Source organism: uncultured Parabacteroides sp., from assembly GCF_905196875.1.
GTDB lineage: Bacteria > Bacteroidota > Bacteroidia > Bacteroidales > Tannerellaceae > Parabacteroides.
Genome location: NZ_CAJJWO010000019.1, coordinates 1 through 12,359, shown reverse-complemented (window position 1 = coordinate 12,359; position 12,359 = coordinate 1). Strand labels below are relative to the sequence as shown.

The following is a 12,359-nucleotide window of genomic DNA, read 5'->3' as shown; positions in this document are numbered from 1 at the left end:
ACTATTTTTGGATGTGTACCTAAATGAACCAATAACTTTTGGATATGGAACAATTTGGATCAACATTCCTGCCGAATGTTGATCCGTAACTGATTTTTTTTGGTTTTAATCTAATATTGGACGGATTTGGTTATTGTGTTTTTCTTTGTTAAAAAATAGACTTGTTTATGTTACCATTCCAGAAATTTTCCACGTTGCCGGCGCTTCTCCAATTCTTCCTGCAGATACCGTTTGCGGTCTTTGGCGATGTATTGGCGGGCAAAGATATTCGGAAAGGCAACCCCCAGGGAGATACAGAGAATGATGAGTGCCGAATTGATTCCGTTGGCAAAGGCATTGGTAACTTCGCCGATAACTCCGTGCATATTGATAAACGCCAGTAAGGAGCGGTACATCAGAACTCCCGGAACCATCGGAATGACTGAAGGAATCGTCAACACATGGTTGGGTACATGAAACCAGTGGACTGCCTTTACTGCAAGCAAGCTGACTACGAAACTGCCCATGAACGAACCGATCACAGGACCGTAACCCAGTTCGAAATTGACAAAGTTACGGGTACACACGGCGATGATACCTCCCAGGGCGACTACCCAGAGCAGACGCCGTTGTATATTGAATATCATGGAAAAACCCATTGCAGAAATTGCTGCGGCGATGGCATAAACAAAATACGTGTCGTGGGGAACCATGCTTAACTCGCTGAATTTATGGTCGATCGATATGTCGTTCATAACAAGCAGGCGCATGGCGAAAGCGATACCAAAGGTCATTGCCATTACCATCATGGCAGTATTGGCAGCACGGGTCATTCCGACAAGCAGGTGGTTATCGAGCATATCGTCCACGAAATTGATCAGCGGAACCCCCGGTACAATAAACAGAGCACAGGCCAGTAATGGCTGGTAAGGTGTTTCGGACAATCCTGTAAAAGAAGATGCATAAGCAACGCAGGTGGAAGCGAAAGCGGCAAGTGCAATACTCATATAGACATTTAAGCCGGCCTCGATACAGCGGGCGCGTACCCGGAAACCAATAAACGCACTGATAGAAGCAAACAGGAAAGCGATCCAGTCGCAGCCGAATAATTTACAGAAACCTCCGCAGGCGAATCCTGCTCCGATAGCAACGATGTAAGGTAAATAGTTACGGGGTTTACAGGCTATCTTTTCCAACTCTTCCTCATACCGGTCGAGTGAATAATCATCTTCGATGGCATGCCATGAGAGATCGCTTATCTGCGAGATCATGGTCATATTGATACCATGTTTCTCACATTTCTGGAATTTGGAGAATGAGTTCCTTTCGTCACTTACATTTACCATGATCATTGTCCACCGGATATCGATATGTAATTTCTCTTCCGGAATACCCATAAATGCTGCAACCCGTTTCATGTTTCGTTCGATACGGTTCGTGTCGGCAGCACTTTCCATCAATAACTTGCCAGTACGGAGCAAAAGGTCGAGTTTGCGTCGTAATAACAATACATCCTTGTCTGTCATCATTTTTTATATATTCTAAAATGTTACACTTATCCTAACCCACGAGGATATGAGCCTGAACGAATGGCAGGTCTTCTGACTGACTCCTATCCTAATGCCTTCCCGACGAATGTCAGTGGCGTAAGTAGTATTAGGCTGTTAACGGAGCTTCACAGCAGCGGGACTGTCCGGGATTTACACCCGATTCCCTTTTAATCCGTATTCCTGAACAGGATATACGGAACCAATTCGGGCGCGAAGGTACTGATTTTTTCCGATTATCAAAATGATATTAGTATAGAGACTATTCCAATATATTTCGTATTTTTGCCATCGAATTATGGTGTAGCGGTTTGGCTTTCGCTGACCGTTAGTAAAAGGGAATCCGGTGCAAGTCCGGAACTGTACCCGTAGCTGTAAGTTCTGTAACCCCGGCAAATCTTGTTGCCACTGAGTCTTTATGACTTCGGGAAGGCGGCCGATCATGGGAGAACAAGTCAGAAAACCTGCCATCATTCTGTATGCAATACCTCGGGTAAGGTGTTGATAGACCGAAAGATATATGCGTGATTTATACATAATGAGAATGTTATGCCTGTTGGGTATATGGTTGCATGCGTCAGTGTTTGCGATTGCACAACAGATAGATACTACGACTTATCACCAACTGAAGGGGGTGGAAGTGGTGGAGAAGGCGCGTCCGTCCACTACCCGCGAAGCTACTCCTTTGCAGGTGATGGATCGTACCGGTATCGAACGACTGGGGATACAGGATCTGTCGGAAGCGGTAAAACGTTTCTCCGGTGCTACCGTAAAGGATTACGGTGGGATAGGAGGATTGAAGACTGTTTCGGTGCGAAGCCTGGGAGCGCAACATACGGCTGTCAGTTATGACGGCGTGACGATCACCGATGCCCAAAGTGGACAGGTGGATATCAGCCGCTTCTCCCTGGATAATGTGGAAATGGTTTCATTGTCGATCGGACAGGCGGATGATATTTTCCAGACGGCACGGATGTATGCATCGGCGGGGGCGTTGAGTGTGAAGTCGCTACGTCCTGACTTTCTGGTAAAACCGTTGCATCTGAAAGCGCAGGTAAAGACAGGTTCCTTCGGTATGGTCAATCCTTATATCCGGTATGAACAAAAGTTGGGGAATAAATGGGTTGCCTCCCTGGATGGCGACTACCTGCGAGCTGATGGTAATTATCCTTTTACATTGACTAACGTATCGCAAACAGAAAAGTTAAAACGACATAACAGTGATATCGAATCGTGGCGTACGGAACTAAACCTCTGGGGAGATCTGGGACGTGGCGGAACATTGTCGGTGAAAGGATATTATTTTGACTCTGAACGCGGACTACCCGGCTCTGTCGTTTTATACAACGATTATGCAGGTGAACGTTTGTGGGATAAGAATGCTTTTATGCAAGCCCACTATAAGAATCAGTTAAGTAAGAAATTCGCTTTGCAGGCGCAGGCTAAGTTCAATTATGCGTGGAACCGGTATAAGGATGTAAATAATAAATATGAGAATGGTGTACAGATCGATAATTATACCCAACGTGAGTATTATGCTTCTGTATCCGGTTTATACACCTTGTCGGATCGTTTTTCCTTCTCCCTTATCGAAGATTTCTTCGTCAATACGTTGGATAATACATTGCCGAAATGTCCGTTTCCAACCCGCTACTCGTCATTGACTTATCTGGCGGGACAATACCGCGACAACCGGTTGACCGTTACCGCCAGTTTGCTGGGTACTTATATGACTGAACGGGTAGAAACCGGTGACCGGCCGGCCGACCGGAAACGTTTATCCCCCGCTGTCAGCGCCTCCTGGCGTATTTTGCCGGAAGAGAATCTGCGTGTCCGTGTTTCTTATAAAGATATTTTCCGTGTCCCGACATTCAATGACCTTTATTATCTGCGGATGGGGAATACGAATCTGAAGCCGGAGAAAGCAACCCAATATAATGCAGGGCTGACCTGGAGCGGCGATTTTTCCGTTTTCAGCTTCTTAAGTCTTTCGGCAGATGGGTATTATAACCGCGTGAAGGATAAGATTGTAGCCATTCCTACCATGTTTGTCTGGAAGATGATGAATATGGGAGAGGTTTCTATCGGAGGAGCGGATGTGAACTTTTGGGCAGATATTCCTCTATTTGAGAAAATAGAAGCACAGGTGCAGGCAAATTATACTTTCCAGAAGGCGATAGATATCACGGACGAGTCGGCAAAAACCTATCGTCATCAGATACCATATACTCCCAAACATTCGGGTATGGTGGCTTTATCTATGCAAAATCCCTGGGTGAATGCCGGTTATTCTGTAACGCTGGTAGGTGATCGTTATGCCTTGCCACAGAATATCGATGATAACCGTATCGACCGGTATGCCGAACATACGATTTCATTGAACCGTGAGTTTAATGTCCGGAACTGCAAATTCCGTTTGCAGGGAGAAATAGTAAATTTGACAAATAAAATGTATGATGTCATACAATACTATCCCATGCCTGGACGGTCGTGGCGAATAACTTTGAGTGTAAATTATTAATATTTTAAACCGACAAACAATGAAGACGAGAAACTATCTTTTTCTTTCTGCACTATGTGCATTGATGTCTTTTTCATTCGTTGCCTGTGATGACGACGATGATAACAAACAAGAAGGTGTTCCCACAAGTGTGGTGACTGACGTGAAATTTACAGATACCGATAAGAATGCATCGAAAATTGCAGGTACGGTAAATTGGACAGCTCCCTCTTCTGTAAAAGATATTACTAAATACGTGATCTATCTCTCTTCCGATGGAGAAGGAAAAGATACGAAATTAGGTGAAGTAGAAGTAGGAACAAACAGCTATACAATTCCGGAAAATACAGACTTTGCTTCGTATATACTTGTAATTGCTGCTAATTTAAAAGGCGAATCGAATGCGATAGCTAAAGTACAGGTAACGGATTTCACAGAAGAACCTGTTCCTGTAATACCGGGTGTATATTTTATGAACTCAGGAAAATGGGGATCAAACAATGCAACATTGGATTATTATGATCCGAATACAAAAGAACTTAAAACAAAAGTCTTTGCTTCTGTTAACGGTCGTGGTCTGGGTGATACTGCCAACGATATCATGGTTTACGGTTCTAAAATGTATATTGCAGTCAGCGAATCCAATACGATCGAAATTACCGATCTGAATGCCAAATCATTGAAGGCTTTGGCACCGAAGGATGACTCCGGCCAGCCTCAATCTCCCCGTTATCTGGCTGCCTATGCAGGAAAAGTATATGTAACTCTGTTTGACGGTCATCTGGCAGAGATCGATACGACTTCAATGGAGATTACTCAAAAAACAAAAGTAGGCCCTAACCCTTATCAGGTTCGCGAAGTAGGCGGAAAGCTGTATGTGGCTAATTCCGGAGGATATAATCCGGTACAGGACTCTACTTTGTCGGTTGTCGATCCTGTTTCATTTACTGAAGAAAAGAAGATTGTTGTCGGCCTGAACCCGATGTATATGGGGGCAGACAGCGACGGAGAAATGTATGTCGTATGTGGTGGGAATTTCGGGGATGTGAAGGCTTCCTTGCAGCGTGTCGACTTAAAAGCCGAAACTTCTACATCTATCTATACAGACGACAACATCCTGATGGGTATGGCTGCCGATAAATTATATGTTATTCATTCGCAGAATGATGCCAACTGGCAGCCTGTCAATACTCAATTTGTTTCTTATGATACAAAAAGCGATACTGAAACTTCGAAGAACTTTATTACCGATGGTACAGTGGTAGAAAAAGCTTATAGCCTGACTGTAAATCCATCTAACGGTGATATTTATATAGGTACATCCGATTATACCAGCACTGGTGATATGTTCATTTTCTCTGCTAAAGGAAAGAAACTTAACCAGTTGGAAGTATCCGGTATCAACCCGATGGGTGTAGGCTTTCTAAAATAAGGAAAGTAAAAGGTTGGAATAATGAATTTTTGTAAAGTCTTAATAGGTCTGGTGCTCTGTTTCACATTCGGTTGTAATGTGAAACAGGGTTCTACAGACCATCAATCCCTCTCTACCGACTCCATCAGCTACGCCAGTGGTTTCACCGTACAGCATTTCGAAGACTATACCTCCGTTGAGGTACGTGATCCCTGGGACAGCACACGTATCCTTCAACGTTATCTTCTGGTGGATCGCGATCTGTCTGCTGTGCCGGGTAACCTCCCTAAAGGAACGGTTGTGCGGACCCCTATTCGTAATATTGTCGTTTATACTTCTGTGCATGCCGCCATTATCGATCAGTTGAATGAAGCCGATAAGGTGATCGGTGTATGCGAGCCCCGATATATGGATACCCCTTCCATCCAGGAAGGTCTGCGTGCCGGAAAAATTGCCGATCTGGGTGAAGCAACCTCTCCGAATATCGAAAAGATCATCGATATTGGAGCGGAGATCATCATTGCTTCCCCGTTCCAGAATGCAGGATACGGGCCTGCTGAGAAACTGGGTATTCCTATCATCGAAGCGGCCGACTACATGGAGTCGTTGCCTTTGGGGCGAACCGAGTGGATACGTTTCTACGGCCTCTTGTTCAATAAAGCTGCGATGGCAGACTCTATTTTCCGCGAGACGGAACAGCGCTATCTGGCTTTAAAGGAGCTGACCAAGACGGTTACCAGCCGTCCGACCGTTATCTCCGAAAAGAAATTCGGCTCTTCCTGGTATATGCCGGCCGGCGACAGTTATGTGGCTCATCTGTATAAAGATGCCGGAGCTGATTATGTCTTTAAAGATCTTCCCGGAGCCGGCAGTACACCCCTGGCATTCGAAACCGTACTTGACAAAGCGATCCATTCCGATATATGGCTGATCAAATATAATCAGGCGAACGATATGACATACAAAGACCTTCGTACCGAGTATACCCCTTACGAGAACTTCGATGCCTTCAAGAACCGTCGGATCTATACATGTAATACAGGTGTAGTTCCTTATTATGAAGAGTTTCCAATCCACCCGGACTACTTGTTGAAAGACCTGGTGTGGGTATTTCATCCCGAACTACTGCCCGATTATACGCCGCGTTATTACCGGAAGATGGAATAACGCCATATATACACAAAGTTTTCAAGAAACGTCTGCCATCTGTCACGCTGTGGTGTAATATACAGGTTTACAGGAGATAAAATGTGGCAGACGCTTCTTTTTATCTGCAACTGCATCTATCACATCTGCCACTTCCTTTGTAGTAACTATCTCTTGCCTGCCTACTTTTTAGTTCAAAGCATACTAGCAACTAGGAGAAAACTCCTTACCTTCTATTTCTACCCTGTACACCGTAGTAGACTATCCTGTACACCCTGGCTGATTACCCTGTACAGACTGTTCGATTATCCTGTACACCCTGGTTTTAAGAAGTAAGGAGTTTTGTGTTAGTTACTCGGGAGTTTTATACTAATTAGTAGTAAGCAAAGTGATAGTAGTTATGTAGACCGATTCATTCTATATCGAAAGGGATATCGCTGCCGAATATGATTTAGTGGGACTTACCGTAGCTGACCCCATGCCGCGTATCGCCATTAAGATCAGAAATATGCTGGATCAATTGCCTTTGTTGAAAGAATAGGCCTGCTGCAGAGGGCAGAAGAACAAAATCCCCGGTCTCAAGGAGTTGAGCCGGGGATTTTCTGTAGTTTGGCATTTGAATTATAGGGAGTTGTTATTTTGGTCCGTTATGCGTAACCGTTCAGCATTCCATAGAAATACATCGGTTTCAACATATAAACTTTTAGTAACCAGGCCGCCCATTGTTCCTTCGATGTGTCCAGCATACTGAACGGGAACGAGTGAACCGGTTTTTTATCATAATCGAACTCGCACAAAAGTACGTGTCCGTAGTCTGTTACGATCGGGCAGGCAGCGTATCCGTTGTATTTTTCAACGGGTTCTTTGCCTTCCATCAGCGAGATCAGGTTCTTTGCTGCGATCGGCACCTGCATACGTACGGCAGCAGATGTCTTACTGGTCGGTATTCCGGCGACATCTCCCAGGGAGACAATGTTCGGATACGTCTTATGTACCAGTGTCGCTTTGTCGACCATCACCCAGGCTTCGGCAGCCAGCTTGCCTTCTGTCCATCCCAGCCCTGCTTCGCGAACGAAATCGGGAGCCGACATTGGCGGTGCGAAGTGAAGGAAATCGTAATCTTCCACGAAAGGAGTGTATACTTTTTCTTCTCCAACTGTTTCAACCTTTTCAAAATGTACTTGTTTGGCTGCTGTATCGACACCTTTTACACGCACATTGAGGTTGATAGGGATATTTCTTTCCTTATAGATCTCCAACAGGCGGGGAGTATAAAAAGGAATATCATACAACTCTTTAGCGGCTGTGAAGTAATCCAGTTTAACGTTGTCCCGTGTCCCGTGCTGGCGGGTGTAATGCTCTGTCAGCAAACAAATCTTTTTTGGTGCTCCTCCGCATTTGTGTTTCGTGTATGTATCGGTGTAGATACCACGGCCACCTGTTTTAGAGAATTCCTGGAGCGCTTTCCAGGTTTTTTGTGCACCTTCGAAATCATATATACTGTGAGCGTTTCCTGCTCCTAATGTATCATGTGTAATACCTTCGACCTTTTCCCAGTTTGTTTGTACCCCTGGTGTCAATACCAGAAAATCGTATGGTATCTTTTCGTTGTTGGTTGTTGTAACCTGGTTCATCACCGGGTCGACTGCTGCAACTGAATCTTTAATCCATTTCACACCATCCGGAATACAACTCTCCTGTTTCTTCCAAACATCCTCCGGTTGGTAAACTCCTGAAGCAATTAGCGTAAAACCGGGTTGATAATATTGACGGTCGCTTGGATCGATCAATGTAATATCCGGGTTGTCCAACCAGTGCATCAGACGTGCTGCCATACTGATTCCGGCTGCCCCTCCACCGATAACTACGATTTTTCCTTTTGCATCACTTGAGAATGCATGAACTTTTTGTGTACCTACAGCTGTTATAATACCAGCGGCTGTTAATATTTTCAGGAAATGGCGGCGACTGATGCCCTGCCTTTCCAACTCTTCAAGTTGTTCTTCCAGCTCGTGTTTCATCGTGTCTTAGAAATTAAGATTCATTTGCACTGGCAAAGGAAGCATATTTAAAAGTATGTCGGCTAAAAAGTACTACTACACTACTTGCACAATTAATTTGTGAGGTGAAAAATAATGCTACAATACTTTCTCATATCCACTATTTGTGTTGGTATATTGTTGATAAACAGAAGTTTGGAGATATGTAAAAAATAGAAAATATTTTCTAGTAATTCATGAGGAAATCGATGAGATTAGTGTCTCCATCCAGTGAAAGACGTTTTCTTAAACGGTATCTTCGTAACTCGATGGCACGTACGGACACATTTAAAAGTGATGCAATTTCTTTTGTAGAGAGATTCATTCGCAACAGACAGCAGATCCGTAAATCGCCTGTTGTGATATCTGAGTATTGCTGACGCAGACGCTCGATGAAATTCTGGTGTGCACTGTTAAAGTGGCTTTCAAATAGCAGCCAGTCTGCCTGGTCGTTCAGAGATTCTTCCATCAGGTTTTTCATCCGCATATATAATTTATTCGGATAACGGTCGGCCAGTGTTTCTTTTTGGCGTTCCAGTTCGTCGAGCAGTGCTTGTATGGCTTGATTCCTTTTTACGAGTGCTGAGGTCTGCAGGCTCAGCTCATTATTTTTGTTTTGCAACTCGGCTTCCAGCATTTTACTTTTCATTTGCTGGATTTTTTGCTCTTCTGCCTGCCTTTCGGCTTCTTGCCGGGCAAGTTCTTCCTTGCGCAGGTTTCTCAAATGATAACCGAGTATGAATTTTACTATTAATCCGGTAAGAATGATATAAGCCAACCATGCCCAGATGGTATTGTACCAGGGCGGACGGACGGTAATTGGAATTGCTATTTCCACATATGGGCCTCTGACTACATACTTCCTGATTTTCAGGGTGTATTTACCTTCCGGTAACTGGAGGAAAGATATCTGACCGTCTTTTTGCCACGGAGACCAGTCGGACGATACTCCTTCTATCATATAACTGATCAGATGATTCGGCGTGAAGATCGTACTCCCTACATAAATAGATAGCTCCTGAAAATTATGAGGCAAGATGATCTTTTCCGAGTTGACAGGCAGGTTGTGCTCGCCATGTTTGTCCACATATTCTATTTCCGATATTTGCAGGGGAGTTGCGCCTCCCAGGCTACTGCCTATCAGGTCGCGTATATTGACCAGCAATACGCCTTGCATGGCAGAGATCAGGTGTAAAGAATCGCTAAGCGGAAACATTCTTCTGTCTCTGCTGACCATATTCATATTGTAGTTGTCGAGCAGAATCCTGCATTTTAGTGTCCCATTCCCGTTTTCATTATGGAACAGTCCGGCTTCGTTTTTTATGCAGAGCCAATAGAGGTTATTCCCGATCGGGTAAATCTGATCGGCAGCGGCAAAATTACCCAATGCCTCGTGATTATTGAACAGGGTATTAACCTGTAAGGTATCGTAAGCGATTGTCTGCGGCGGAAAATAGAATAGCTCCTTGCTTATATCGACAGGTTCGAAACTGTCGCCGCCTTTTAATGTCCTTTTGAAATAGCCGGTATTGGTCTGGATATACAACGTGTCGTTGCGCAGAAACGCATTTTTGAGCTTTCCTATCTCGCTTCGTTTTCCAAGTCTGACGAGGGAAGGTTCGAATGAGATCTGTGACAGTCCGTTGTCGAAAGCAACCCATATCTGCTGTGCGTCCTGTATGCAGATAGCCCGTACGATATTGTCGGGCAGCGATTGGTCTTGCGTCGACAGATGATGCAGAATAGTCCCGTCTGGGCTTGTGATATATAGTCCGCGGTTCTGTGTTCCGATGAAATACATATCGTCTATCGTCATAAAAACAGATGGCTGTGCATGAAGTATTTCGTCGGGAAGAACGAAGGGAATGGATGCCGGTGGTTCCTTGAATTTTACTTCGGCCGGTATCTTGTTGAGTTTGTGATAGCGCATTACACCGAGGTTATCGCGTGTCCATCCTCCGAAAGAACCTTCGCTGATGGTGTAGATCGTATCGTTCAGGAATGTGACGCCATTGATGGCAGCCTTGTCCGGTGTTTCATAGTGTTTCCAGGTGTTTCCGTCAAACGTCAGCAAGCCCATATTGTTGGCTACATAAAGAACGCCGTCGGAGGCCACCGATAAACCCCAGTTCTGGCAACTGGCTTTATAATCGTCGACAGTAAAATTTTTGATGAAGATATTGGGTACTTCTACCGATGATGCACCATGCGCCGCCAGGATGGAGAGCATGAAGGTTAGCAATAATATCGGTAGTCTATACATAAGCATGAATATGAATTAAACGTATAGAGACAGGATTTTGTCCTGTCTCTATATATTGTGGTTACAAATATAATAAAAATATTTGCTTATTTATAATCCTGCCAATCTTTGATCTGGATATCTTTCACATCCATTGTACAGAATGCTTCGATAAACGCGCTTGCCAGACGGGCGTTGGTGATCAACGGAATGTTGTGGTCGATCGCTGCACGGCGTATCTTGTAACCGTTGGTCAGTTCACGTTTGCTATGGTCTTTCGGAATGTTTACAACCAGTTCGAATACGTGGTTGCTGAACATTTCCATAATGTTCAGGTCGCCCTGTTCATCCGGCCAGCATACGGCAGTCGTATTGATGCCGTTTTCATTCAGGAACTTAGCAGTACCGGCAGTGCCGTAAATCTGGTATCCTTTTTCGCTTAGTAAGCGGCAAGGTTCCAGCAAATCTACTTTACTCTTGGCTGCACCTGAAGAAACCAGGACATTCTTTTTAGGAATGTTGTTACCTACGGCGATCATGGCAGACAGCAATGCTTCGTTGAAGTCGTCGCCGATGCAACCTACTTCACCGGTAGAACTCATATCCACACCCAGTACAGGATCCGCTTTATGCAGACGGGCGAATGAGAACTGAGAGGCTTTTACACCGATCCAATCGATATCGAAAGCACTCTTGTCCGGTTTTGTATAAGGAGCGTCCAACATGATGCGGGTTGCCGTTTCGATGAAATTGCGTTTCAGTACTTTTGAAACGAACGGGAAACTACGTGATGCACGCAGGTTACATTCGATTACCTTCACGTCGTTGTTCTTAGCCAGGAACTGGATATTGAACGGTCCGCTGATGTTTAATTCTTTGGCGATCATCTTGCTAACCTTCTTGATGCGGCGTGCTGTTTCGAAGTAAATCTTCTGAGCCGGGAATACCAATGTAGCGTCACCAGAGTGAACACCGGCAAACTCGATATGTTCGGAGATTGCATATTCAACCACTTCGCCGTTCATGGCCACTGCGTCGAATTCAATTTCTTTTGCTCCCTGCAGGAACTCGGATACAACCACCGGATATTCTTTAGAAACCTTAGCTGCCAGATCCAGGAATTCGATCATCTGTTCTTTGTTGTGGCAAACGTTCATGGCTGCACCTGAAAGTACATAAGAAGGACGGATCAGGATCGGGAAGCCTACCTTTTCGATGAAGCCGTCGATCTCTTCCATACTGGTTAACTCTGCCCATGCCGGCTGGTCGATACCCAGTGTATCCAACATGGCTGAGAATTTATGGCGGTTTTCAGCGCGGTCGATCGACAGCGGAGAAGTACCCAATACCGGAACATTCTGGCGATACAACTTCATTGCCAGGTTATTAGGTATCTGACCGCCTACGGATACGATCACACCTTTCGGCATTTCCAGATCCATTACGTCGAGTACACGTTCGAAAGAAAGTTCGTCGAAGTACAGACGGTCGCACA

The 12,359-nt window shown here is 44.8% G+C and carries 7 protein-coding genes, 1 pseudogene and 2 riboswitches; of the genes and pseudogenes, 4 read left to right on the top strand and 4 right to left on the bottom strand.

From position 1 onward, the window contains the following. Positions 1–170 precede the first annotated feature (170 nt). Entirely contained in the window at positions 171–1,508 is a 1,338-nt protein-coding gene (locus tag QZ076_RS08700) for a threonine/serine exporter family protein (protein WP_293712528.1), read from the bottom strand. A gap of 44 nt (positions 1,509–1,552) precedes the next feature. Continuing rightward, positions 1,553–1,748, bottom strand: a riboswitch (cobalamin riboswitch). Between the two features lie 60 nt (positions 1,749–1,808). Beyond that, positions 1,809–2,013, top strand: a riboswitch (cobalamin riboswitch). A 33-nt stretch (positions 2,014–2,046) separates the two neighbouring features. On the opposite strand from QZ076_RS08700, the gene QZ076_RS08695 reads away from it, so the two are divergent. The 4 genes and pseudogenes from QZ076_RS08695 to QZ076_RS08680 all read left to right on the top strand — a co-directional run. Then, positions 2,047–4,047, top strand: a complete 2,001-nt coding sequence (locus QZ076_RS08695; protein ID WP_293712527.1) for a TonB-dependent receptor — start codon at positions 2,047–2,049, stop codon at positions 4,045–4,047. Between the two features lie 19 nt (positions 4,048–4,066). Then, complete coding sequence (locus QZ076_RS08690; protein ID WP_293712526.1) at positions 4,067–5,458, top strand: DUF5074 domain-containing protein; 1,392 nt, start codon at positions 4,067–4,069, stop codon at positions 5,456–5,458. A 21-nt stretch (positions 5,459–5,479) separates the two neighbouring features. Beyond that, positions 5,480–6,604 (top strand): ABC transporter substrate-binding protein, encoded by a 1,125-nt coding sequence (locus QZ076_RS08685; protein WP_293712525.1) that lies wholly within the window; start codon positions 5,480–5,482, stop codon positions 6,602–6,604. A 409-nt stretch (positions 6,605–7,013) separates the two neighbouring features. Further along, positions 7,014–7,124: pseudogene (locus QZ076_RS08680) on the top strand (arginase family protein); the annotation flags it as partial. Positions 7,125–7,230: 106 nt separating this feature from the next. Here the strand turns inward: QZ076_RS08680 and QZ076_RS08675 are convergent. The 3 genes from QZ076_RS08675 to QZ076_RS08665 form a co-directional block, all read right to left on the bottom strand. Further along, entirely contained in the window at positions 7,231–8,604 is a 1,374-nt protein-coding gene (locus QZ076_RS08675) for an FAD/NAD(P)-binding oxidoreductase (protein WP_293712524.1), read from the bottom strand. Positions 8,605–8,809: 205 nt separating this feature from the next. Continuing rightward, positions 8,810–10,885 carry a transcriptional regulator gene (locus QZ076_RS08670; RefSeq protein ID WP_293712523.1) on the bottom strand — a complete coding sequence of 692 codons (2,076 nt, stop codon included), beginning with the start codon at positions 10,883–10,885 and terminating at the stop codon, positions 8,810–8,812. 86 nt (positions 10,886–10,971) lie between these two features. Then, positions 10,972–12,359: ATP-grasp domain-containing protein (locus tag QZ076_RS08665; RefSeq protein WP_293712522.1), on the bottom strand; the 1,388-nt coding region annotated here is incomplete at its 5' end.